Genomic DNA, 22,343 nt, shown 5'->3' on the forward strand with positions numbered 1-22,343 from the left:
TCGGAATGCCTGTCCGAAGTGCTCCGGAACCGATGTCCCGGCCGGTGCGGATCCGGCCGCCGGCCGCTGTGCTCCCGGGGGTCAGGAGCGGAGCAGGCCGCGCCCGCGCAGTTCCGCGACGACCGTGTCGGTCAGTCCCGCGGCGCGGGCCTCGGCGGGGGAGAGCGAGGTGGGGATGCTCTGCTCGAACGAGAACACGTCGTCCGGGTCGTAACGGCGCTTGACGTCCATGAGTCCGGGCAGGTTCCCGCCGTAGTAGGCGTGGAGCCAGTCGGCCAGGTCGCGGTCCGGGCTGTTGACGTAGGCGCCACCGGTCATGAAGCCGTGCAGCTCCTCGCGGGTCGCGGTCAGCCAGTCGAGGTGCTCGCTGTCGTGCGCGGAGTCCTTCCAGTGCCCGAGGTACTCCACGCAGATGGGCGCGTCCCGGTGCGCGAACGACGAGCGCTTCGCGGGCGCGTTGTCCAGCACCGCGCCGCCGAGTCCGTACAGCCCCGTCTTGACGCCGGCCGGCGCGTCCCGGTGCCGGCGTTCCAGGATCTCCAGGGCCTCGGTGCCGAGCGGGCCGCCGGCGAGCGCGGGCACGAACTTCGCCCGGATCGAGGGGACCGGTTCGGTGAACGTGCCCACGCTCTCCGCGTACGGCACCGTGCGGACGACGGAATCGCGCGGCGGGTGCTTTCCGACCAGCGGCCGGAGGATCGACTCCAGCTCCCGCGCCGGCCCCTCGAACAGCCCGGTGGACATGACCGTTCCGGTGGAGCCGGGCAGGAACGCGAACCGGGCGTTCACGCGCGTGTCCGCCCGGAGGATCCAGTGCTGCCAGGTGTCGAGGACGCCGATGCCGCCGTTCCAGTCCCACTCCAGCGTGAAGAGCGTCACCTCGGAGACCGGCCGCATCTCGAAGGTGTACGACGTGACGATTCCGTAGTTCCCGCCGCCGCCGCCACGGCAGGCCCACATCAGCTCCGGGTGCGAGGAGTCGTCGACCTCCAGGATCCGGCCCCGGGCGTCGACCAGGGTGAGCCCCACCAGGCTGTCGATGAGCAGGCCGCGGGAGCGCACGAGCATCCCGATGCCGCCGCCGAGCACGTGCCCGCCGATGCGGATGTCGGGGCAGACGCCGGCCGGGATGGTGCCGCCGACGGCGGCCAGAGTCGCGTAGACCTCACCGAGCAGGACACCGGGACCGGTCGTCGCCCGGGTCCGGTCGTTGTTGACGCCTATCGACGCCAGCTTCGACAGATCGATGACGACGCCGTCGTCCACACTGCAGAAGCCCTCGCTGTTGTGACCGCCGGACCTGATGCGGAACGGCAGCCCCCGGTCCCGTACATGCGTGACGGCGGCCGCCGTCTCCTCGGCGTTCCGGGGGTAGAACACCGCCCGGGGCCGGAAGTCGAAACGCTCGTTCCAGATGTGCCGTGCCTGCTCGTAGTCCGGATCGGCCTGTGTCACCACAGTGCCGACGTGCTGCGGGTGTTCCTCCATGCTGCCTCCACTGTCGGACTGCCGGACGACTCGTCAAAACCGGACGACTCGCCGAAACGGGGAGCCGCCGGGTCAGCCGGCCCCGCTGTGGCCCCGCGCGAAGAACCTGATGGCCATTCCCCTGACCTTCGGGGACGGGGCGTCGGAGGCGGGCGGGCACCACGCGGCGTACGTGTGGGTGATGCCGTCCCCGCGGCTCTCCAGGTAGCAGATGATGTTGAGCGGCCAGCCGGCGTTGGTGAACAGGTACTCGTCCATCCGGCTGGGGCGTTCGCTGAGGGTCTCCGTGCCCCGCTCGTGGGCCGGCCCGATGCGGTGCCAGTCGGGGTGCATGTGGATCGAGCCGAGCATGTCCAGGCCGAGGGCCTCGAACCGGCGGGTGACGTCGAGGAGTTCACGGGAGTCGCACCAGAAGCCGCGCTCCCCGTCGTCGTACTGCTTGCCGAACTTCGGGACGATGTTCTCCTTGAACTCCTCCTGCGGTACGGACCCCACGGCCCGCACATTGGCGGCGAACGCGAGCTGCCGCACCACCAGAGCGTCGCCCTCGCAGGTACCGCCCAGCAGCCCGAAACTGTTGGGGCGGTGCACGCGGGAGCCGGTCCGGCCCACCGACTCCCGGCCCATGCGGTACTGCTCCAAGGCGTCCTCGACGAAGGGGGCGAACACCTCGGAATCGGCGACGACCACTTCGACGCCGTCGAAGGCGCCACCCGGCGGGGTCTGCGGGATCGCACTGTCCAGCATTGCGGTACTCCTCTCGGGGAGACGTACGGTCGTACGGTTCTGTCGCGCGGCGGACGGCACGGGTCCGCTAGACGATGCCTCCGTTGGCGCGCACGACCTGGCCGTTGATCCAGCCGCCGTGCTCGCCGGCCAGGAAGGCCACCACGTCGGCGATGTCCTCGGGGCGGCCGATCCTGCCGAGCGGGACCTGCCGGGCGAGGGCCTCGACGGCCTCCGGGGGCCGGCCGCTCAGGAACAGCTCGGTCCCGGTGGGCCCGGGGGCGACGGCGTTGACGGTGATGCCGCGCCCGGCCAGTTCCTTCGCGAGCTGGCGGGTCAGCACCTCGACCGCCGCCTTGGCCGCGTTGTAGACCGCCTGGTCCGGTACGCCCAGATGGAGCGCGGAACTGGAGAAGGTGACGATCCGCCCGCCCGGCCGTACCGCCGCCGCCGCGGCACGCAGCATGTGGAAGGTGCCGCGCAGGTTGACGTCCACCACGCGCTGGAAACTCGCGTCGTCGGTGTCGGCGAGCGGGCCGCGCGTGGCCGCGTGCGCCCCGGCGCAGACCACCACGACGTCCACGCCGCCGTAGCCGGCCTCCGCCTCGGTGAAGAGCTTCTCGGCCTCTCCCGGATCGGTGATGTCGGCGCGGACCGCCTTGGCGCGGCCGGTCCCCTCCGCGGTGATGGCGCCGACCACGGCCTCGGCGGCCGCGGCGTCGTGCGCGAAGCCGACGATCACGTCGAGGCCGGCCCCGGCGAGCCGCCGGGACGTCTCCGCCCCGATCCCGCGGCTGCCGCCGGCCACGACCGCCACCCGGCGCGGCGCGGGGGCGCTCACTGCTCACGCTCCTGGGCGAGGCGGTTCTTCTCCAGGGCGGCCCGGGCCTTCTCGGACCAGCGGGACGGTTCGGCGCCGTCGAAGCGCTGTCCGTAGGACTCCAGGAACCTGATGCGGTCCTGGGTGGGGTCGTCGACACGGTTGAGGAAGGGAAGGTCGGAGTCGACCATGTGCCGGATGGCGAGCAGCGGAACGGGACTGCGCAGCGGCCGGAAACCGGGATTGTGCAGACCGCCCTGTTCGCTGCGCGGGTGGAACTTGCCGATCATCAGGCCCGAGTCGACGAAATCCGACTTCAGCCTGCGGTGGGTCTCGTCCACCATCCGGGGGGCGTCCTCCTCGCTCACGTCGGGGAGGATCACCAGAATCGCCTTGTCCATGGCTTCCTGGCCGGAGACCGGTTCCATGTCGAGGAAGATCTGCCGGTACCGGGCTATGGTCTCGTCGACCTCGGACTCGGCGCGGTTCTCGGTGTGCACGACGACGAAGACGACCCTGTTCATGGAAAGGGCCTTTGGAATGAACGGGCAGACGGAACCGCCGCGGCCGAGGTCCGGGTGCGGTTTCGCGAGAAATTCCTCGCACCATTGCGCGACGGTCTGCACGACCGGCCATTCCTTCGCCAACCGGGCCACGTCCTGCGACCGGTAGAATGCTGGGCTCTCTTGTACGGTACTCACATCGACCTGCCTCCGGGTTACCAGGTGAGCGGGAGTTCCGCTATCGCATGGGTCATCATGTCCGGCTTCCAGACCACGCTGTCCGGGGAGACCGCGAGGCGCAGGCCGGGAAAGGCGCGGACCAGAGCGTCGTACGCCTCTTGCATCTGCACGCGGGCGAGATGCGCTCCGACGCAGTAGTGCGCTCCCTTTCCGAAAGCCATGTGCGCGTTGTCGGCCCGCTGGATGTCGAATGTGCCGGCGTCCGGGAATTTCGCGGTGTCGTGGTGTGCCGAGGAGATCAGCGGCATGACTCCCTCACCGCGCCGCACGGCGCCGGAGGGAAGTTCCACGTCATCGGTGGCGACGCGCAGGAAGCCCACGTCCGCGGGGAAGTCGTGACGGAGCGTCTCCTCGACGGCGGACGGCACCAGTCCCGGATCCGCCACCAGCCGGGCGTACTGGGCGGGCTCGCACAGCAGGCGGAACATTCCCCGCCCGATCGAGGTCATGGTCGTCTCGTGGCCGGCCAGCAGCAGTGAGCGGGCGGTGTCGCACAGCTCGGCCTCGCTGAGCCGGTCGCCGTCCTCGGTGGCCTCGATCATGGCGTCGAGCAGGTCCGTGCCCGGCCGCTCGCGGTGCTGGGCGACCAGGTCGGCGAGGTACGCGAAGAACTCGTCGCGTCCCCGGGCCCGTTCCTCCGCCATGTCGGGGGTGATGCTCATGGCCACGTACGACCAGTGGCGGAACCGGTCCAGATCGCCGTCGGCGACGCCGAGGATCTCCGCGATCACCGTGATCGGCAGCGGTTCGGCCAGGGCGGACATCAGGTCGGCGGGGCGGGGCCCGGCGGCCATGTCGTCGACGAGCCGGTGCACGATCTCACGGATCCGCGGGCGCCACTTCTCGATGCTGCGCACCGTGAACGCCCGGCTCACCAGGCGCCTGACCCGTGTGTGCCGCGGCGGGTCCATGTTGATGAGGGTGTCGCGGTCGTCGGACATGTCCGCGCCGGGCTGGAGCCGCGGGCAGCCGGGCTTGCTCAGGTCGCGGCTGAAGCGCGGGTCGCTGAGGACCGCCGCGACGTCGTCGTAGCGGACGGCGAGCCGGACGGTGTCTCCGCTGGGCAGTGTCACCTGGCCGAGCGGGTCCGACTCGCGGCGCCGGGCGCAGCCGGCCGGAACGTGCCCGAGCGGCTCTGGGGGAAAGGGAAAGTGTTCGGCGGGCATGGCGCTCAGCTTTCGAAGGTGAGGAGGGGGACGTCCCACAGCTCGGTGTGCACCGGGCGGCGCATGTCGGGGGCGACGACCTCGGTGATCAGCATCTCCGAGAGGTACTGGATCCTGGCCGAGATCAGATGGCTCGAGTAGGCGAGGGCCGCCTGCTGCTTCAGGCCGACCGTGACGTGCACGTGGGGGACGATGTCGTCCTTGTCGGGGTCGTAGGAGAAGGTGCCGCTGCCGACCGCCTCGACCTTCTGCAGATACACCGGGAGCCGCACCGGCGCCTCGGGGTCCTCGACCTTCGCGCAGGTCCCCGCGATCTCGGTCTCGGCGAACGCGGCGAGGAACATGGGGATGTACCCCTGCGTGACCTCGTTCTCCTTGCAGAATTCCGAGAGCGCCTGGAAGAAGTCCTCGTCATGGTCGAAGTTGACGCCGAAGGACCGGCCGGTCTTCAGTTCGTGCGTGCGCACAGGAGGAAATCCCTTCGTCGGGCGTGGCGGTGGATCGGTGGATTCTGTTGCGTTCCGCGGCAGTTGTGGGCCCGCTGAAGGGGCGGAGGACCGCGGCGGGAGGGAGAGGGGGCGCGGGAGGTCGGTGAGGGAGGCGGTGGTGCGCCGGGCGGCGTGCTGCCGGCCGCGGCAGCCGCGGCAGTCCGTACGGCGCGTGGCGCCGGCCCGGTGGTCGTCGGTCCCGGGCGGGGCGGGGATCAGACCTCGACGTCGAGTGCCTGGGACTGGAGCCAGGCGTTCAGGTCCAGCACCATTTCCATGCTGAGGCGCGTCACCGTGGACGCGGAGTCCTCCGCCGGCGTCGCGAGCAGTCTCTGCACCGCGTCCGTGTCGAGCAGCGGCAGCACCGGGGCCGTACCGCCCGCGACCAGCTCGGAGAGCGTTCCGCGCAGGGCCTTTCCGTACCCGGGATCCTGGGTGGCGGGGTAGGGGCTCTTGCGCCGTTCCAGGATCGACGCGGGCAGCAGGTCGGAGACGGCGGCCCGCAGCAGGCTCTTCTCGCGGCCGTCGAAGGTCTTGAATGCCCAGGGTGTGTTGAACACGTACTCGACGAGCCGGTGGTCGCAGAACGGCACCCGGACCTCCAGGCCGTGCGCCATGCTCAGCCGGTCCTTGCGGTCGAGCAGCATGTTCACGAAGCGGCTCAGATGGAGGTACGAGATCTCCCGCATCCGCCGCTCCCGGGCACTGGCCCGCGGGACGTGCGGCACCTCCGCCAGCGCTTCCTGGTACCGGTCCTTCTCGTAGGCGGTGACATCGAGCTGTTCGCGCAGCTGCGGGCTGAAGAGGTCGTCGGGGCGCTGTTTCTGCATCATGACGACGAGCCAGGGGAACGTCGGTGCCTGCACCGCCCGGGGCAGGTGGAACCAGGCGTAGCCGCCGAACACCTCGTCGGCGGACTCGCCGGAGAGAGCCACGGTCGAGTGGCCCTGGATGGCACGGAACAGCATGTACAGCGAGGTGTTCATGTCGCCGCTGAACTGCGGGTACTCCCACGCCCGCATCACGTCGGCGCGCAGCCGGGGGTCCGTGAGTTCGGCGGTGTCGAGCAGGGTGTCGGTGTGATCGGGGTTCAGGTGCCGTACCGCGTCCTGCACGAACGGCCCGTCGGGGCTGCCGCGCATCTCGTCGGGTGTGAAGTGCTCGGCGTAGCCGGCGAAGTCGACCGCGAAGGAGCGGATGTCGCCGTGTTGCAGGGCCAGGGCGGTGAGCGCGCTGGAGTCCAGGCCCCCGGAGAGCAGGCTGCACAGCGGCCGGTCGGAGACCAGCTGGCGCTCCACGATGTCGTCGAGCAGTCCGCGTACGGTGCGGACCGTCGTGTCGAGGTCGTCGGTGTGTTCGCGGGCCTCCAGCTTCCAGTACCGCCGCTTGGTCAGGCCCGTGCGCCGCACCCGGACGACTTCGCCGGGCCGCACCTCGTGCATGCCCTTGTAGAGCGACAGCCCCGGGGTCTGGGCGATGGTGAAGATCTCCCGCAGGCCGTCGGCGTCCACCGTCCGGCGGGCCTGCGGGTGGGCCAGGATCGCCTTCGGTTCGGAGCCGAACAGCAGGCCTCCGCCGGGCAGCGGGTAGTGGAAGAGCGGCTTGACGCCCATTCTGTCCCGGACCAGGAGGAGTTCCTCGCGCCGGATGTCCCACAGGGCGAAGGCGTAGATGCCGTTCAGCCGGTCGACGACGTCCTCGCCCCACTCCAGATAGCCGCGCAGGACGACCTCGGTGTCGCTGCGCGTGCGGAAGCGGTGTCCCTTCGCCTCCAGCTGGGTGCGCAGCTCCCGGAAGTTGTAGACCTCGCCGCTGTAGGTGAGGACGGCCGACTCCTCGGCCGTCATCGGCTGGAGACCGCCCTCGACGTCGATGACGGCCAGTCTGCGGTGCCCGAGCGCCGCGTGCGGGGCCAGCCAGACCCCTGCGGAGTCGGGCCCGCGTAAGACCATGGTCTCTGTCATGGCGGACGCGACGGCCCGTTCACCGGTCAGGTCGCCGGTGAAGTCCACCCATCCTGCGATGCCGCACATACGGTTTCCCATTCGTCGGATCGATCGCTGGAGCTCCGTCGTTCTCACATGCCGGCAGATACTGCCAAGGGGTATTTGGTAAATACCAATTGAGGTCGTGGGGGCGAGTTCTCATCGCGTCTCCGAGCTGCGCGTTTTCAGATTTTAGCGTTTCTGGCGTATTTCGATCCAGTCAATGGAGCCCGATGGAACGTCATTTGGCCAAGGGTGAGCGGCATGCCCGATCGGTCAGCACGAACGCGGCTTCGCACCCGAGGCGGGCACGCGGCCGGCGGCCCGCGCCCCTATCGCGATCTCCAGAGCTGGAATGGAAAAGTCCGTTTGCCCTCCGGGCCGGGTCCGGCCGCCCTCGGGGCCCTGGTGGGGAATGCGCGGGCGCGTTGCGGCGGACAAGTCGTCCAGGTTTACGGGGGATCCCGTTCTGACGTGTGGGCGGCGAGAGTTGTTCCGGGCTTCGGTGGCTCCTGTGAATTCTGAGGCGCAAATGACGCCTGATGTAATGTGATTGAGCCAGGGGGCAGGCGCCCGTGCCCGATCGGTCAGGCCGGACGGGGACTTGCGCCGGGGCGGGCGCGGCCGGGCCGCGGGCACTGCCGGCGGGTGTTCCGGGCCGGGACCGGGAAAGTTCGTTTGCCCTTGATGCCGGCACCGGACGGCCGCCAAACGGTCCCGTGGCGGAGTCGGCGCCCGGTGCGGTGCGCGGAAAGTCCGTTTTTACGGCGGCCCGCTTTTGACGCAAAGGCAATGAGGCCCGCTCTGTGCGGGGAAGCTATAGGTGTATTTCAGATGTCATTTCTCCAACCGCTGACATGCCGCGCCTGTCCCGCCCCGCCCGGAGGACCGCCCGTGCCGCGGTCCGCGCAACCGGCGGTCCGCACACGGGCAGCGGCCGCACGCGGGAGGGTCCGCAGCGGGCGGCGGCCGCACGCGGGAGGCGGTCCACACGCGGGCCGCCCGCCGGACCCGGGCGTCGGCGGCGGGGCGGTGGTCACCGGGGCAGCACCGGGTCGGCGCTCCGGGCCGGGGCGTCCGCCGCGCCACCCGTGCCGGGCGCCGGCTTCGCCGCGCGTATGGCCAGGAAGAGCAGCAGGCCGAACGGCGACAGCAGGATCGTCAGCACCAGCAAGGGGCCCATCAGCAGCGGGTGGACGGAGAGCCGGCGGCCCTCCCGGTACATCCACTGGCCCACGAGGAGGTCCCAGGCGAGGATCTGGGCCCAGAGCGCCCCGGCGCCTCCGGCGAGGGCCGCGAAGTCCCGGAAGGTGTCGATGTCGGGCCCGCGGACCATGGCCCACAGCTCGGGGAACACCGGGAAGGCCATGACGCAGTAGACGGCGAGCACCGGCAGGACCGTGAGCGGGGAGGCGGCCAGCCGCGCGGTCCACCGCCATCCCGGAGCGAAGATCATCAGGGCCCAGACGGGAAGGACCAGCCAGAAGGAGAGTTCGAAGAGAGCGCCGGTCATGCGACAAGCTCCTTGTCGTTCCCGGCCGCCTCGGGGGCCGGCCGGTTCGGTCGGAGGGCGGCGGCCGTCCCGGCGGCCGCACCGACGAGGATCAGGGCCGCGGCGCCCAGGGTCGCCCCGTCGGGGTGGATCAGCGGCTGGCCGCGCAGCGCCTGCCAGGTGAGCAGGGCCAGCACCGCGGCGTACGCCCCGGAGGCCGTGAGGACCAGCCGCAGCCGGACGCGCGGGTCGCGCAGCCGGGGGAGGCGGGGGGCCAGCGCCGCGAGGAGGACCAGCAGCAGCGGCAGCAGTTGCAGGGCGTGCATGCCGACGAAGTGCGGAACGCGCAGGTCACCGCCGGTCGTCGCCCAGCCGGTCAGCGGCATCGAGGGACCGCCGTCCGCCACGCCCACGCTGTGCGCCCCGCTCACCGTGTCGTCCGGGCGGACCTGTCCCGGGACGGGCAGCGTCATCAGGAAGCCGAGCCCGGCCCCGGCCAGCGCGAGGACCGTGCCGAGCCGTATCGCCCAGGTGCCCGCCCGGTCCGCCGTCCCGCTCCGCCACAGCGCCACCGCTATGACCACGGTCGCCCCCCACAGCACGACGATGGTCATCCCCATCACGTTGAACAGCATGGCGTCGAACGCCGTCTCCTGGTTGAAATGGCTCCGCCTGCCGCGGATCACCTGCCCGGTGATGACCGCCATCTCGACCGCGCTCGCCACCGCCACGACCGTCCCGGCCCACCACACGGCCCGCCGCCCCCGCGGCAGCAGGGACAGCATCCAGGCCAGCGTCATGCAGTAGGCGGTGAAGGACACCGAGAACTTCCAGGGCTTCAGCCAGATCGGCGAGCCCACCAGCACCCGGTCGTCGAGGACCAGCCCCGCAGTCGAGACCACGGCCAGGACGGCCGTCACGGCCGACAAACACACCAGCGGCCGGTGCCAGTCCCGCCATGAGGACACGGACATGCCCCACCCCTCTCCCCGTTATGGATAGTGACACTCGCCGCTATCCGGTAGTGGCACTATCTAGGATGGGCACGGCGTTTGGCAAGGGATTCGGGACGAGAGGCGGGCGCGTTGCGCATCGGCGAGCTGAGTCGCAGGACCGGGGTCCCGGTCGCGACGATCAAGTACTACGTGCGCGAGGGGCTGCTCCCCGCCGGGCGTCTGACCAGCCCCAACCAGGCGGCGTACGACGACACGCACGAGCACCGGCTGCGGCTGATCCGCGCGCTGCTGGATGTCGGCGGACTGTCCGTGTCGTCGATCCGGGACGTACTGGAGGCGGTGGACGACCGCACGCAGCCCGTGCACGAGGTGCTCGGCTGGGCCGCGAAGGGCATTCTCGGTCCGGCGGGCGTGGCGGCCGACCCCGCGGCCGCCGCCGCCCGCGACCGGGTGGCCGGCCTCATCGAACGCCGCGGCTGGCAGGTGGCCCCCGAGAGCCCGCCCGCCGAGGCCCTGGCCGAGGCCCTGGCCGCGCTCGACCGGGTCGGGCACGGCGTGTTCGTCGACGCGGTGCTGGAGGACTACGCCGACGCCGCCGAGGACGTCGCCCGGGTGGACCTGGAGTACGTCGGGCGGCACGGGTCGGTCGAGGACATGGTGGAGTCCGTCGTGGTCGGCACGGTGCTGGGCGAGGCGGTTCTCGCGGCACTGCGCCGCCTCGCCCATGTGCACGCCTCGGCCCGCCGGTACGGGGCGGCGGCGGTACCGCCGGCGGCGGACGGCAGCGGCGCGCACTCCTCCTGACCCGCCGGGACCCGGGGCAGGCACGCCGTCGGGCCGTGGTGCCCCGCCGCCGGCTTGCGGGGCAAGGGCTGACGGCCCGCCGGTGGCGGACACGGCGTCGAAGCGCTCACCGGGCGGGACCGGGCGCGGGCGCGGGCGAAGCGTGCAACGCGAACGACCGGCAGGGCAGCCAGGGTGCCCGCGCGGGCGGGACTTACCTCTTTCGGTCAAATCCCTGATCGCGACAGGACTTTGGCGCCGTGCCCGCCGTAACGTGTCGGCATGACCAGCGAACACTTCCCGATCACCGGCACCGGCGGCCTGCCGAAGGCCGAGTTCGCCTTCCCCGGACCGCTGCGCGACAAGCTCGTCGCCGCGATTCTCGACGGTACGAAGACAGCGACGACGGGGCTGGTCATCGAACTGGAGCGGGAGGGCGAGCCGCTGCCCGTGGTCGGTGACCGGTCGGTGGTGGTCGACTCCCACGACCGCCCGGTCGCCGTCATCGAGGTGACGGACGTACGCGTCGTGCCGCTGAAGGACGTCCCCCCGGACCACGCCCGTGCGGAGGGGGAGGGGCACGCCACGGTCGACGACTGGCGCGCGGATCACGAGGAGTTCTGGCACAGCGAGGAGATGCGGACCGCGTTGGGAGATCCGGACTTCACCGTGGACGACGCGACGCAGGTCGTGCTGGAACGCTTCCAGGTCGTCAAGGCCGTCCGCCGCTTCTCGGGCTGACCGGACGCCCCGGGCGGGCCTGCGCGGGCACCGGGCCGGGTCCCTCCGGGCCGTGCTGCCGGGACGGCGCGGGCACCGGGACGGGGTCTCGGCGTCGTGCGCGGGACCGGTACGGCCACCCGGCGCCGGGTGTTCCCCGGCGGAAGCGACTCCTCCTGTGCCGGGCCCCTAGGCTCCCCGGGAACACGCTCCGGAGCGCCTGGAGCGCACGCGGTCGTTGCGCGTCGTGCAGGCACGACGCACGTCGTCCGCCGCACGAGGGGAGCGGGCGATGAACCGGCGGGACCGCGCTCTGGCGCGTGAAGCGGGGCGGTACGTGGTCATGTGGTTCTGCGGTCTGCTGGCCCTGTGCACCCTGCTCTTCATGGGCCTGCTGGTGCTGATGACCGCACCGCACGGCCTCCTCTTCCTGCTCAGGCGGGGCACACTGCTGCCGCTGATCCTGGTGTTCACCGTGACCTGCCTGTGCTGGCTGTTCCTGCTGCTGGTCACGAGGTCCGACGATGCCGAGGATGACGCCGACGACGCAGCCGATGCCGCAGCCGATGCCGCAGCTGTCGCCGACGGGGACGACGCGTGGGACGACGGCAGGGCGCGGGACGACAACGACGACAGGGCGCGGGACGACAACAGGGCGCGGGACGACGACAGGACCGGCCGGACCGACGGCAATCGGACCAACGGTAACCGGACCGACGGCGGCCGGGACGCGGCCAGGACCGACGGGACCAACCGGGCCGGCACGACCGCCCGTACCGACGACCGCGGCACCCATCCCCGGACCACGCGGTACGACGGCGTCGAGGACAACGTCTAGAACCCCCGGACCACCCGGCACTCCGGGCCACCCGCCCCGAACCCCCTGCGCGGACCACCCGCCTCGGACCCCCTGCGCGGACCACCCGCCTCGGACCCCCTGCGCGGACCACCCGCCCCGGCCATCCGCCCCGGCTACCCGCCCCGGCTACCCGTCCCGGACCGCCCGTTCCGGCCACCCGCTCCGGGCGACCCATTCCAGACCGCCCGCCCCGGCGTACGCGCCCGGGCGCCGCCCCGCCCCGCCGCCCCTTCCCGCGGCCGGGCTACTCCCAGCGGAAGAAGCGGGCCGCCGCACCCAGGCCCAGCACCGCCCACACCGCCAGGACGCCCACGTCGCCCCACGGCAGCGCAGAGCCGTGCTGGAGCACGTCCCGCAGCCCGTCCGAGAGCGCCGTGATCGGGAGCAGGTCGAGGACCGCCCGGGCGGCCTCCGGGAAGCGGTCCAGCGGGACGATCACTCCGCCGCCGACCAGCAGCAGGATGAAGACGAGGTTCGCGGCGGCCAGTGTGGCCTCCGCGCGCAGCGTGCCCGCCATCAGCAGCCCGAGGCCGGAGAAGGCGGCGGTGCCCAGGAGCAGGAGCAGCAGCACGGCCGCCGGGCTGCCGTGCGGCGACCAGCCCAGGGCGTACGCGATGGCCGTCAGCAGCGCGATCTGCAGTATCTCGGTCAGCAGGACGGAGCCGGTCTTCGCCGTCATCAGGGCCCACCGGGGCAGCGGCGACGCGCCGAGCCGCTTCAGCACCCCGTAGCGGCGTTCGAAGCCGGTCGCGATGGCCTGGCCGGTGAAGGCCGTGGACAGGACGGCGAGGGCGAGGACGCCGGGGGCCAGGAAGTCCACCGCCCGGCCGCTGCCGCCTGCCGTGTCCCCGGACACGTCGACGATGTCCACCGTGGCGAACACCGACAGCAGCAGCGCCGGGATGACGACCGTCAGCAGCAGCTGCTCGCCGTTGCGCAGCAGCATCCGGGTCTCCAGCGCGGTCTGCGCCGCGATCATGCGGCCGAGCGGGGCCGGTCCCGGGCGGGGGACGAAGGTGCCCGTGCCCCGGCCGGCGGGTCCCGTGGTGGTGCTCACGCGCGCAGCTCCTTGCCGGTCAGTTCGAGGAAGACGTCCTCCAGGGTGCGGCGCTCGACCGATATCCGGTCCGGCATGACGCCGTGCTGGGCGCACCAGGAAGTCACCGTGGCCAGCATCTCGGGGCCGACCTTCCCGGTGATGCGGTACGAGCCGGCGGTCAGCTCCGCGGCCGCCGTGTCGGCGGGCAGCGCGTTGAGCAGGGAGGCGAGGTCGAGACCGGGCCGTCCGGCGAAGCGCAGGGTGTTCTCGGCGCCGCCGCGGCACAGCTCCTCGGGGCTGCCCTCGGCGACGACCCGCCCGCCGTCGATGATCGCGACCTGGTCGGCCAGCTGTTCGGCCTCGTCCATGAAGTGGGTGGTGAGCACGACGCTCACGCCGTCGGAGCGCAGCTCCCGCACCAGGTCCCAGGTCGCGCGGCGGGCCTGCGGGTCGAGTCCGGCCGTCGGCTCGTCGAGGAAGACCAGCTCGGGGCGGCCGACGACGGCCATGGCGAGCGCGAGCCGCTGCTGCTGGCCGCCGGAGAGCCGCCGGTAGGCGGTGCGGCCGCAGGAGCCGAGGCCGAGCCTGTCGATCAGCTCGTCCACGTCGACGGGGTGGGCGTGCAGCTTCGCGGTGTGCCGCAGCATCTCCTCGGCGCGGGCGCCCGGGTAGACGCCGCCGGACTGCAGCATGACGCCGATCCGGGGGCGGAGCGCGGCCGCGTCGCGGAGCGGGTCCAGGCCGAGGACGCGGACGCTGCCCGCGTCCGGGCGGCGGTAGCCCTCGCAGGTCTCGACGGTGGTGGTCTTGCCCGCGCCGTTGGGGCCGAGGACCGCGCAGACGGTGCCCGCCGCGACGGTCAGGTCGAGGCCGTCCACCGCCGCCCGGCGCCCGTACCGTTTGACCAGACCTCTGATCCGGACCGGGTCCGGGGTGGAAGGCTCGCTGCGCATGGCCGCAGTCTACGGAGCGGGGACAACGCGGTCAGTGCCAGGGCACCCGCTGTTTCCGGCCCCTGCGCGGGAGGCCGGAGCCCGGCACCACGGGGCGGGACGGACACCCCGGCGGCCCGGGATTAGGTAACCCTTAGTGACCGACCCCACGCGCGGGCGGCCCCGGCCCGGGTTGTCCCCGGCGGAATAATTACGCAACAATGGCGTTGTGAAATACGTGAGCGACGAACGGAAGACGCCGGAGGAGGCCGCGACGGCCGCCCCCGGCCCGGCCGTGCCCGCGCACGACGAGCTGCGCGGCACCCGCAACCGCGTCGCCCGCTCCATTCTCGACCACGGACCCTCGACCGCGGCGGAACTCGCCGAGCGGCTGGGCCTGACCCAGGCCGCCGTGCGCCGCCATCTCGACTCGCTCGCCGCCGAAGGCGTCGTGGAGCCCCGCCAGCAGCGGGTCTACGGCTCCCGGGGCCGCGGCCGGCCGGCGAAGGTCTTCGCCCTCACCGACTGCGGCCGCGACGCCTTCGACCAGGCGTACGACACGCTGGCCGCCGACGCCCTGCGCTGGATCGCCCAGACCGCGGGCGGCGGCGAGATGGGCGAGGCCGCCGTCTCGGCCTTCGCCCGGGCCAGGCTCGCCGCGCAGGCGGAGGGCTACCGCGAGGCGGTGGAGGGCGCGGCCCCCGCCGGCCGCACCGAGGCGCTGGCGAAGGCGCTCACCGCCGACGGGTACGCTGCCACCGCGCGCAGCGCGCCCGGCCCCCGGCAGGGTGAACAGCTCTGCCAGCACCACTGCCCGGTGGCCCATGTCGCCGAGCAGTTCCCGCAGCTGTGCGAGGCGGAGACCGAGGTCTTCTCCCGCCTGCTCGGCACCCACGTCCAGCGGTTGGCGACCATCGCCCACGGCGACGGCGTGTGCACCACCTTCGTACCGGGAGGCGGCGTGACCGCGGCCCGGGACGGCGCCACCACCAGCGACACCTGAGACCACCGAAGCATCTGCATCCGCAAGTACGGCCGGGAGGAACCCCGCATGACTCTCCCCACGGAGACCGCCCACCCCGAACTCGAGGGCCTGGGCACCTATGAGTACGGCTGGGCCGACTCCGACGCAGCCGGCGCCTCCGCCAAGCGCGGCCTGTCCGAGGAGGTCGTCCGCGACATCTCCGACAAGAAGTCCGAGCCGGACTGGATGCTGAAGCTGCGTCTCAAGGGCCTGAAGCTGTTCGACAAGAAGCCCATGCCGACCTGGGGCTCCGACCTCACCGGCATCGACTTCGACAACATCAAGTACTTCGTCCGGTCCACCGAGAAGCAGGCCGCTTCCTGGGAGGACCTGCCCGAGGACATCAAGAACACCTACGACAAGCTGGGCATCCCGGAGGCCGAGAAGCAGCGCCTCGTCGCCGGTGTCGCCGCCCAGTACGAGTCCGAGGTCGTCTACCACCAGATCCGCGAGGACCTGGAGGAGCAGGGCGTCCTGTTCCTGGACACCGACACGGCGCTCCGGGAGCACCCGGAGATCTTCAAGGAGTACTTCGGCACGGTGATCCCGGCCGGCGACAACAAGTTCGCCGCGCTGAACACCGCCGTGTGGTCCGGCGGCTCCTTCATCTACGTGCCCCCGGGCGTCCACGTCGACATCCCGCTCCAGGCCTACTTCCGGATCAACACCGAGAACATGGGCCAGTTCGAGCGGACCCTGATCATCGTCGACGAGGGTGCCTACGTGCACTACGTCGAGGGCTGCACCGCCCCGATCTACTCCTCCGACTCGCTGCACAGCGCCGTCGTGGAGATCATCGTCAAGAAGGGCGGCCGCTGCCGCTACACGACGATCCAGAACTGGTCGAACAACGTCTACAACCTGGTCACCAAGCGTGCCGTGGCGTACGAGGGCGCGACCATGGAGTGGGTCGACGGCAACATCGGCTCCAAGGTCACCATGAAGTACCCGGCCGTCTACCTGATGGGCGAGCACGCCAAGGGCGAGACGCTGTCCATCGCCTTCTCCGGTGAGGGCCAGCACCAGGACGCGGGCGCCAAGATGGTCCACATGGCCCCCAACACCTCCTCGAACATCGTCTCCAAGTCGGTGGCGCGGGGCGGCGGCCGGACCTCCTACCGCGGCCTGATCGAGATCGGCGAGGGCGCCGCGGGCTCCAAGTCCAACGTGCTCTGTGACGCCCTGCTCGTCGACACGATCTCCCGCTCGGACACGTACCCGTACGTCGACGTCCGCGAGGACGACGTGTCCATGGGGCACGAGGCGACCGTCTCCAAGGTCAGCGACGACCAGCTCTTCTACCTGATGAGCCGCGGTCTCTCCGAGGACGAGGCGATGGCGATGATCGTGCGCGGCTTCGTCGAGCCGATCGCCCGGGAGCTGCCGATGGAGTACGCGCTGGAGCTGAACCGGCTGATCGAGCTGCAGATGGAGGGCGCGGTCGGCTGACGCCGGCCGAGTCCCCGTCCAGTCCCGCAACGGCCTCCCCCGGGAGGGGGAGGCCGAGGACCGTAAACCAGAAAGAGAGCAGTACGACAGTCATGGCCGACAACATTCCGGTGGGCAGCACCACGGAAGGTGCCATCCAGGTCGGCGGGGACCACCCCGCCGACGCGCGGGTGAGCGCGCCCGCCTCCTACGACGTGGCGGACTTCCCCGTGCCGCACGGCCGCGAGGAGGAGTGGCGGTTCACCCCGCTGGAGCGCCTCCGCGGTCTGCACGACGGCAGCGCGGTCGCCGACGGCGGCATCCGTACCGAGGTGTACACGCCCGAGGGCGTCACCCAGGAGCAGGTCGGCCGCGACGACCCGCGGGTCGGCCGGGCCGGCAAGCCGGTGGACCGGGTCGCCGCGCAGGCGTACAGCTCGTTCGAGAAGGCGACCGTCGTCTCGATCCCCAAGGACACGGTGCTCACCGAGCCGGTGCGGATCTCCGTGCACGGCCAGGGCGGCACCGCCTTCACCCACCAGGTGATCGAGATCGGTGCCTTCGCCGAGGCGGTCGTCGTCATCGACCACACCGGTGACGCGACCCTCGGCGGCAACGTCGAATACCTCGTGGGCGACGGCGCCAAGCTCACCGTCGTCTCCGTGCAGGACTGGGACGACAAGGCCGCGCACGCGGGGCAGCACACCGCTCTCGTGGGCCGCGACGCCACCTTCAAGTCCGTGATCGTCACCTTCGGCGGCGACCTGGTCCGGCTGCACCCGCGGATCAACTACGCGGCCCCCGGCGGCGAGGCCGAGCTGTACGGCCTGTACTTCACCGACAACGGCCAGCACCAGGAGCACCGGCTCTTCGTCGACCACGACACCCCGCACTGCCGCAGCAACGTCGTCTACAAGGGCGCGCTGCAGGGCGAGGACGCGCACGCCGTCTGGATCGGCGACGTGCTCATCCGCGCCGAGGCGGAGGGCACCGACACCTACGAGCTGAACCGGAACCTCGTCCTCACCGACGGCGCCCGGGTCGACTCGGTGCCCAACCTCGAAATCGAGACCGGCGAGATCGTTGGCGCCGGCCACGCCTCGGCCACCGGCCGCTTCGAGGACGAGCAGCTGTTCTACCTGATGGCCCGCGGCATCCCCGCCGACGAGGCGCGCCGTCTGGTGGTCCGCGGCTTCTTCGCCGAGCTGGTCCAGCAGATCGGGCTGCCCGAGCTGCAGGAGCGGCTCATCGAGAAGATCGACGCGGAGCTGGAGGCGTCCGTCTGATGACCGAGACCGCCTTTGTCCGGGCCTGCGGGCTGAGCGAGCTGGAGGAGGACACCCCCAAGCGGGTGGAACTCGACGGCACGCCGGTCTCGATCGTCCGGACCGGGGGCGAGGTGTTCGCGATCAACGACATCTGCTCGCACGCCAACGTCTCGCTGTCCGAGGGCGAGGTGGAGGACTGCTCCATCGAGTGCTGGCTGCACGGGTCGAGCTTCGACCTGCGCACCGGCAAGCCGTCCGGGCTGCCCGCGACGCGCCCCGTTCCCGTATACCCCGTAAAAATCGAAGGAGACGGCCCCGATGCGGCTGTGTACGTCTCCGTCACCCAGGAGTCCTGAGGCACCCATGGCAACGCTTGAAATCCGCGACCTGCACGTCTCCGTCGAGGCCGACAACGCCACGAAGGAGATCCTGAAGGGCGTCGACCTGACCGTGAAGCAGGGTGAGACGCACGCCATCATGGGCCCGAACGGCTCCGGCAAGTCCACCCTGGCGTACTCCCTCGCCGGCCACCCGAAGTACACCGTCACCAGCGGCACCGTGACCCTCGACGGCGAGGACGTCCTCGAGATGTCCGTCGACGAGCGCGCCCGCGCCGGTGTCTTCCTCGCCATGCAGTACCCGGTCGAGGTCCCCGGCGTCTCGGTGAGTAACTTCCTCCGTACGTCCGCCACCGCCATCCGCGGCGAGGCCCCGAAGCTGCGCACCTGGGTGAAGGAGGTCAAGGAGGCCATGGAGCGCCTCCGGATCGACCCGGCCTTCGCCGAGCGCAACGTCAACGAGGGCTTCTCCGGCGGTGAGAAGAAGCGCCACGAGATCCTCCAGCTGGAGCTGCTCAAGCCGAAGATGGCGATCCTCGACGAGACCGACTCCGGCCTGGACGTCGACGCGCTGCGCACCGTCTCGGAGGGCGTCAACCGGGTCCGCGAGACCGGTGAGGTCGGCACCCTGCTGATCACGCACTACACGCGGATCCTCCGGTACATCAAGCCGGACCACGTGCACGTGTTCGCGAAGGGCCGCATCGCCGAGTCCGGCGGTGCCGAGCTGGCCGACAAGCTCGAGGCCGAGGGCTACGAGGCCTACACGAAGGGGGCCTGAACCTCAGTGACACAGCAGCCGGGCCTCCTCACGGCGTCGTCGTACGACGTGGAGGCCATCCGCAAGGACTTCCCCCTGCTGGACCGCACGGTCCACGACGGGGCGAAGATCGTCTACCTGGACAACGCGGCCACCTCCCAGAAGCCGCGCCAGGTTCTCGACGCCCTGAACGCGTACTACGAGCGGCACAACGCCAATGTGCACCGCGGGGTGCACGTGCTCGCGGAGGAGGCCACGGCGCTGTACGAGGGGGCCCGTGACAAGGTCGCCGAGTTCGTCAACGCGCCGAGCCGCGACGAGGTGATCTTCACCAAGAACGCCTCCGAGTCGCTCAACCTGGTCGCCAACATGCTCGGCTGGGCCGACGAGCCCTACCGGGTCGACAGCGACACCGAGATCGTCATCACGGAGATGGAGCACCACTCCAACATCGTGCCGTGGCAGCTGCTCGCGCAGCGCACGGGCGCGAAGCTGAAGTGGTTCGGCCTCACCGACGACGGCCGGCTGGACCTGTCGGAGATCGACCGCGTCATCACGGAGAAGACCAAGGTCGTCTCGTTCACCCTGGTGTCCAACATCATGGGTACGGTCAACCCGGTCGAGAAGATCATCCGGCGCGCACAGGACGTCGGCGCGCTGGTCTGCATCGACGCCTCGCAGGCCGCGCCGCACATGCCGCTGGACGTGCAGGCCCTCCAGGCCGACTTCGTGGCCTTCACCGGCCACAAGATGTGCGGCCCGACCGGCATCGGTGTGCTCTGGGGCCGGCAGGAGCTGCTGGAGGACCTGCCGCCGTTCCTGGGCGGCGGCGAGATGATCGAGACCGTCTCGATGCACTCCTCGACCTATGCCCCGGCGCCCCACAAGTTCGAGGCGGGCACGCCCCCGATCGCGCAGGCCGTCGGCCTCGGCGCGGCCGTGGACTACCTCACCTCGATCGGCATGGACCGGATCGCGGAGTACGAGCACACCATCACGGACTACGCCGTGCGCCGCCTGCGGGAGGTCCCCGACCTGCGCATCATCGGCCCGGTCACGGCCGAGGACCGGGGTGCCGCGATCTCCTTCACGCTCGGCGACATCCACCCGCACGACGTGGGCCAGGTGCTCGACGAGCAGGGCATCGCGGTCCGGGTCGGGCACCACTGCGCCCGGCCGGTCTGCCTGCGCTACGGAATTCCTGCGACCACGCGAGCGTCTTTCTATCTGTACTCCACCCCGGCCGAGGTCGACGCCCTGGTCGACGGGCTGGAGCACGTACGGAACTTTTTCGGTTGATGGACGCTGCGGCTGAAGGTGACTCGTGAAGCTGGACTCGATGTACCAGGACGTGATCCTGGACCACTACAAGAACCCGCACGGGCGTGGGCTCCGGGACGGCGACGCCGAGGTGCACCATGTGAACCCGACGTGCGGCGACGAGATCACGCTGCGGGTCCGGCTCGCGGGTGACACCGTCGAGGACGTGAGCTACGAGGGCCAGGGCTGTTCCATCAGCCAGGCCAGCGCCTCGGTGCTCAACGAACTGCTGGTCGGCAAGGAACTCGCGGAGGCGCGGAAGGTCCAGGAGACCTTTCTGGAGCTGATGCAGTCGCGCGGGCAGCTCGAGCCCGACGACGCGATGGAGGAGGTGCTGGAGGACGCCGTGGCGTTCGCCGGCGTCTCGAAGTACCCGGCGCGCGTGAAGTGCGCCCTGCTGTCCTGGATGGCCTGGAAGGACGCCACGGCCCAGGCACTGGACGACAAGGCCGCGAAGTCGGCGAGGGAGACGGTATGACCGAGACCACCACCAAGCCCGCCAGCGAGGAAGAGGTCCGCGAGGCCCTGTACGACGTCGTCGACCCCGAGCTGGGCATCGACGTCGTCAACCTCGGGCTGATCTACGGCATCCACATCGACGAGTCGAACGTGGCGACCCTCGACATGACGCTGACGTCCGCGGCCTGCCCGCTGACCGACGTCATCGAGGACCAGGCGAAGTCCGCCACCGACGGCATCGTCAACGAGCTGCGGATCAACTGGGTCTGGATGCCGCCGTGGGGCCCGGACAAGATCACGGACGAGGGCCGCGAACAGCTCCGCGCGCTAGGCTTCAACGTCTGACCCTCCGGCCGCGGGCTGCCCGCGCCGGATCTGTGACACGACAGCCGTGTCCGTCACCTCCCGGGGTGACGGACACGGCTGTCTGCGGTCCGGGGCGGGTGCGGGAGCCGGGCACGGGCGGGGCCGGGTCCGGGTGCGTGGTGGCGTCACCGGGGTGCGGCCCGCCTTTCTGTACGGCCGTACACATCGTTGTGTACGGTGGTACGCATGGTATGGATGACGCTGGCGGCCGCGATCCTGGCCGAGGTGCTCGGGACGACCGCGATGAAGTACAGCGAGGGCTTCACCCGGCTCTGGCCGTCCCTGGGCACGGCAGCGGGGTACGCCGTCGCGTTCTTCCTGCTCGCGCAGACCCTCAAGAGCCTGTCGGTCGGCACCGCCTACGCCGTCTGGTCCGGCGCCGGGACTGCCGCCATCGCCGCCATCGGGATGGTCTTCCTGGGCGAGTCCGCGAACGCCGCGAAGCTGATCGGCATCGCCCTGGTGATCGCCGGCGTGGTCGTGCTGAACTGGGGAGGTGCCCACTGATGGCCGCCGCCCCCGGCCGAGGGCGCCGCTACGACCCCGACCGGCGGCAGCGGATCGTGGACGCCGCCATCAGGGTGGTCGAGCAGGGCGGGATCGCCGCCCTCAGCCACCGGTCCGCGGCCCGCGAGGCCGATGTCCCCCTCGGCTCCACCACGTACCACTTCGCGACCCTCGACGACCTGCTCGGCGCGGCGCTGCGGCAGGTCAACGGCGAGTGGCTGGCCGGGGTCGAGGCATGGGAGCGCGGGCTGCCGCCGGACGCCCCGCTGGCCGACGAGGTCACCCGCTACGTCGAGTCGGTCGTCACCCGTGACCGTGCCCGGGTCGAGCTGGAGTACGACCTCTATCTCGCGGCCCTGCGCCGCGAGGCCGTCCGGCCCCTGGCCGCCGACTGCCTGGACCACACCGTGCGGCTGCTGCGCCGCCGCACCCCCGACGACGCGAGCGCGCGGGCCCTCGCCGCGCTCATCGACGGCCTGGTCCTCCAGCTGCTCCTCACCGGCCGGCCCTTCGACGCGGAGGAGACCCGGGCGGCGGTGGCCGGGGTCATCGGCGGCCCGGAGTCCGCTGACGGCTGACCACCGGCTGCCAGGCCGCCGGGAGCGGGCCCGCGGCGGCCGGGCCGGGATCGGCCCGCCTGCCCGGCGGGGTTGCGCCTGCCCGGCCGGGATCCGCC

23 protein-coding genes and 1 pseudogene are annotated in these 22,343 nt (G+C 71.3%); 13 read left to right on the forward strand and 11 right to left on the reverse strand.

Annotated elements, in window-relative coordinates; translation table 11 throughout:
• Window positions 1-81: 81 nt before the first annotated feature.
• The 9 genes from GCU69_RS09395 to GCU69_RS09435 form a co-directional block, all read right to left on the reverse strand.
• Window positions 82-1,488: an FAD-binding oxidoreductase gene (locus GCU69_RS09395; RefSeq protein ID WP_156205671.1), complete on the reverse strand. Its 1,407-nt coding sequence runs from the start codon at window positions 1,486-1,488 to the stop codon at window positions 82-84.
• A gap of 72 nt (window positions 1,489-1,560) precedes the next feature.
• Entirely contained in the window at window positions 1,561-2,235 is a 675-nt protein-coding gene (locus GCU69_RS09400) for a hypothetical protein (RefSeq protein WP_098755160.1), read from the reverse strand.
• 67 nt (window positions 2,236-2,302) lie between these two features.
• Window positions 2,303-3,055 carry an SDR family oxidoreductase gene (locus GCU69_RS09405; RefSeq protein ID WP_156205673.1) on the reverse strand — a complete coding sequence of 251 codons (753 nt, stop codon included), beginning with the start codon at window positions 3,053-3,055 and terminating at the stop codon, window positions 2,303-2,305.
• A complete protein-coding gene (locus GCU69_RS09410) occupies window positions 3,052-3,735 on the reverse strand; it encodes a DUF6875 domain-containing protein (RefSeq protein WP_328629986.1) in 684 nt (227 codons plus the stop codon). Before GCU69_RS09410 ends, GCU69_RS09405 begins: the two co-directional genes overlap by 4 nt.
• A gap of 17 nt (window positions 3,736-3,752) precedes the next feature.
• Entirely contained in the window at window positions 3,753-4,943 is a 1,191-nt protein-coding gene (locus GCU69_RS09415) for a cytochrome P450 (protein WP_098755157.1), read from the reverse strand.
• A 5-nt stretch (window positions 4,944-4,948) separates the two neighbouring features.
• A complete protein-coding gene (locus tag GCU69_RS09420) occupies window positions 4,949-5,410 on the reverse strand; it encodes a PPC domain-containing DNA-binding protein (RefSeq protein ID WP_098755156.1) in 462 nt (153 codons plus the stop codon).
• Between the two features lie 236 nt (window positions 5,411-5,646).
• Window positions 5,647-7,464: an asparagine synthase (glutamine-hydrolyzing) gene (asnB, locus tag GCU69_RS09425; RefSeq protein ID WP_098755155.1), complete on the reverse strand. Its 1,818-nt coding sequence runs from the start codon at window positions 7,462-7,464 to the stop codon at window positions 5,647-5,649.
• A 988-nt stretch (window positions 7,465-8,452) separates the two neighbouring features.
• Window positions 8,453-8,929, reverse strand: a complete 477-nt coding sequence (locus tag GCU69_RS09430) for an ABA4-like family protein (protein ID WP_098755154.1) — start codon at window positions 8,927-8,929, stop codon at window positions 8,453-8,455.
• Complete coding sequence (locus GCU69_RS09435) at window positions 8,926-9,882, reverse strand: hypothetical protein (RefSeq protein WP_408055784.1); 957 nt, start codon at window positions 9,880-9,882, stop codon at window positions 8,926-8,928. Before GCU69_RS09435 ends, GCU69_RS09430 begins: the two co-directional genes overlap by 4 nt.
• 78 nt (window positions 9,883-9,960) lie before the next feature.
• Here GCU69_RS09435 and GCU69_RS09440 point away from each other — a divergent pair, with 78 nt between their 5' ends.
• The 3 genes from GCU69_RS09440 (at window position 9,961) to GCU69_RS09450 (ending at window position 12,205) form a co-directional block, all read left to right on the forward strand.
• On the forward strand, window positions 9,961-10,668 hold the full coding sequence (locus tag GCU69_RS09440) for a MerR family transcriptional regulator (RefSeq protein ID WP_408055785.1): 708 nt from the start codon (window positions 9,961-9,963) through the stop codon (window positions 10,666-10,668).
• A gap of 261 nt (window positions 10,669-10,929) precedes the next feature.
• A complete protein-coding gene (locus tag GCU69_RS09445) occupies window positions 10,930-11,388 on the forward strand; it encodes an ASCH domain-containing protein (protein WP_098755152.1) in 459 nt (152 codons plus the stop codon).
• Window positions 11,389-11,659: 271 nt separating this feature from the next.
• The gene (locus GCU69_RS09450; RefSeq protein ID WP_156205674.1) at window positions 11,660-12,205 is read left to right on the forward strand and encodes a hypothetical protein; all 546 of its coding nucleotides are present in this window, start codon (window positions 11,660-11,662) and stop codon (window positions 12,203-12,205) included.
• 265 nt (window positions 12,206-12,470) lie between these two features.
• Here GCU69_RS09450 and GCU69_RS09455 read toward each other — a convergent pair whose 3' ends face one another.
• Window positions 12,471-13,205: an ABC transporter permease gene (locus tag GCU69_RS09455; RefSeq protein ID WP_170315814.1), complete on the reverse strand. Its 735-nt coding sequence runs from the start codon at window positions 13,203-13,205 to the stop codon at window positions 12,471-12,473.
• Window positions 13,206-13,279: 74 nt separating this feature from the next.
• Window positions 13,280-14,218, reverse strand: coding sequence for an ABC transporter ATP-binding protein (locus GCU69_RS09460; protein WP_156205676.1), 939 nt, complete (start codon window positions 14,216-14,218; stop codon window positions 13,280-13,282).
• A 274-nt stretch (window positions 14,219-14,492) separates the two neighbouring features.
• Between GCU69_RS09460 and GCU69_RS09465 the strand changes: the two are divergent.
• From GCU69_RS09465 to GCU69_RS09510, 10 genes and pseudogenes are all read left to right on the forward strand, one after another.
• A pseudogene (locus GCU69_RS09465) lies at window positions 14,493-15,252 on the forward strand (helix-turn-helix transcriptional regulator).
• Window positions 15,249-16,670, forward strand: a complete 1,422-nt coding sequence (gene sufB, locus GCU69_RS09470) for a Fe-S cluster assembly protein SufB (protein WP_098751341.1) — start codon at window positions 15,249-15,251, stop codon at window positions 16,668-16,670. Before GCU69_RS09465 ends, sufB begins: the two are co-directional and overlap by 4 nt.
• 92 nt (window positions 16,671-16,762) lie before the next feature.
• A complete protein-coding gene (gene sufD, locus GCU69_RS09475; protein WP_156205677.1) occupies window positions 16,763-17,935 on the forward strand; it encodes a Fe-S cluster assembly protein SufD in 1,173 nt (390 codons plus the stop codon).
• The gene (locus GCU69_RS09480) at window positions 17,935-18,273 is read left to right on the forward strand and encodes a non-heme iron oxygenase ferredoxin subunit (RefSeq protein ID WP_098751339.1); all 339 of its coding nucleotides are present in this window, start codon (window positions 17,935-17,937) and stop codon (window positions 18,271-18,273) included. The genes sufD and GCU69_RS09480 overlap by 1 nt, the downstream gene beginning before the upstream one ends.
• 7 nt (window positions 18,274-18,280) lie before the next feature.
• The gene (gene sufC / locus GCU69_RS09485; RefSeq protein ID WP_098751338.1) at window positions 18,281-19,036 is read left to right on the forward strand and encodes a Fe-S cluster assembly ATPase SufC; all 756 of its coding nucleotides are present in this window, start codon (window positions 18,281-18,283) and stop codon (window positions 19,034-19,036) included.
• A 6-nt stretch (window positions 19,037-19,042) separates the two neighbouring features.
• The gene (locus tag GCU69_RS09490; protein ID WP_098751337.1) at window positions 19,043-20,314 is read left to right on the forward strand and encodes a cysteine desulfurase; all 1,272 of its coding nucleotides are present in this window, start codon (window positions 19,043-19,045) and stop codon (window positions 20,312-20,314) included.
• 25 nt (window positions 20,315-20,339) lie between these two features.
• A complete protein-coding gene (gene sufU, locus GCU69_RS09495; protein ID WP_098751336.1) occupies window positions 20,340-20,813 on the forward strand; it encodes a Fe-S cluster assembly sulfur transfer protein SufU in 474 nt (157 codons plus the stop codon).
• Window positions 20,810-21,139, forward strand: coding sequence for a metal-sulfur cluster assembly factor (locus GCU69_RS09500; protein ID WP_098751335.1), 330 nt, complete (start codon window positions 20,810-20,812; stop codon window positions 21,137-21,139). Before sufU ends, GCU69_RS09500 begins: the two co-directional genes overlap by 4 nt.
• 207 nt (window positions 21,140-21,346) lie before the next feature.
• Window positions 21,347-21,667 (forward strand): DMT family transporter, encoded by a 321-nt coding sequence (locus GCU69_RS09505; protein WP_098751334.1) that lies wholly within the window; start codon window positions 21,347-21,349, stop codon window positions 21,665-21,667.
• The gene (locus GCU69_RS09510) at window positions 21,667-22,245 is read left to right on the forward strand and encodes a TetR/AcrR family transcriptional regulator (RefSeq protein ID WP_156205678.1); all 579 of its coding nucleotides are present in this window, start codon (window positions 21,667-21,669) and stop codon (window positions 22,243-22,245) included. Before GCU69_RS09505 ends, GCU69_RS09510 begins: the two co-directional genes overlap by 1 nt.
• Window positions 22,246-22,343: the final 98 nt, after the last annotated feature.

This window comes from Streptomyces lycii (assembly GCF_009735685.1).
In the GTDB taxonomy this organism is placed as follows: Bacteria; Actinomycetota; Actinomycetes; order Streptomycetales; family Streptomycetaceae; genus Streptomyces; species Streptomyces lycii.

What these genes read in the sequence shown, in the direction of transcription:
- GCU69_RS09460 (WP_156205676.1), bottom strand. Translation starts at nt 14,218, where the DNA reads ATGCGCAGCGAGCCTTCCACCCCGGACCCGGTCCGGATCAGAGGTCTG.
- GCU69_RS09505 (WP_098751334.1), top strand. Translation starts at nt 21,347, where the DNA reads ATGGTATGGATGACGCTGGCGGCCGCGATCCTGGCCGAGGTGCTCGGG.
- GCU69_RS09435 (WP_408055784.1), bottom strand. Translation starts at nt 9,882, where the DNA reads ATGTCCGTGTCCTCATGGCGGGACTGGCACCGGCCGCTGGTGTGTTTG.
- sufB (WP_098751341.1), top strand. Translation starts at nt 15,249, where the DNA reads ATGACTCTCCCCACGGAGACCGCCCACCCCGAACTCGAGGGCCTGGGC.
- GCU69_RS09500 (WP_098751335.1), top strand. Translation starts at nt 20,810, where the DNA reads ATGACCGAGACCACCACCAAGCCCGCCAGCGAGGAAGAGGTCCGCGAG.
- GCU69_RS09445 (WP_098755152.1), top strand. Translation starts at nt 10,930, where the DNA reads ATGACCAGCGAACACTTCCCGATCACCGGCACCGGCGGCCTGCCGAAG.
- asnB (WP_098755155.1), bottom strand. Translation starts at nt 7,464, where the DNA reads ATGTGCGGCATCGCAGGATGGGTGGACTTCACCGGCGACCTGACCGGT.
- GCU69_RS09415 (WP_098755157.1), bottom strand. Translation starts at nt 4,943, where the DNA reads ATGCCCGCCGAACACTTTCCCTTTCCCCCAGAGCCGCTCGGGCACGTT.
- GCU69_RS09395 (WP_156205671.1), bottom strand. Translation starts at nt 1,488, where the DNA reads ATGGAGGAACACCCGCAGCACGTCGGCACTGTGGTGACACAGGCCGAT.
- GCU69_RS09400 (WP_098755160.1), bottom strand. Translation starts at nt 2,235, where the DNA reads ATGCTGGACAGTGCGATCCCGCAGACCCCGCCGGGTGGCGCCTTCGAC.
- GCU69_RS09510 (WP_156205678.1), top strand. Translation starts at nt 21,667, where the DNA reads ATGGCCGCCGCCCCCGGCCGAGGGCGCCGCTACGACCCCGACCGGCGG.
- GCU69_RS09455 (WP_170315814.1), bottom strand. Translation starts at nt 13,205, where the DNA reads ATGATCGCGGCGCAGACCGCGCTGGAGACCCGGATGCTGCTGCGCAAC.
- GCU69_RS09480 (WP_098751339.1), top strand. Translation starts at nt 17,935, where the DNA reads ATGACCGAGACCGCCTTTGTCCGGGCCTGCGGGCTGAGCGAGCTGGAG.
- sufC (WP_098751338.1), top strand. Translation starts at nt 18,281, where the DNA reads ATGGCAACGCTTGAAATCCGCGACCTGCACGTCTCCGTCGAGGCCGAC.
- GCU69_RS09430 (WP_098755154.1), bottom strand. Translation starts at nt 8,929, where the DNA reads ATGACCGGCGCTCTCTTCGAACTCTCCTTCTGGCTGGTCCTTCCCGTC.
- sufD (WP_156205677.1), top strand. Translation starts at nt 16,763, where the DNA reads ATGGCCGACAACATTCCGGTGGGCAGCACCACGGAAGGTGCCATCCAG.
- GCU69_RS09450 (WP_156205674.1), top strand. Translation starts at nt 11,660, where the DNA reads ATGAACCGGCGGGACCGCGCTCTGGCGCGTGAAGCGGGGCGGTACGTG.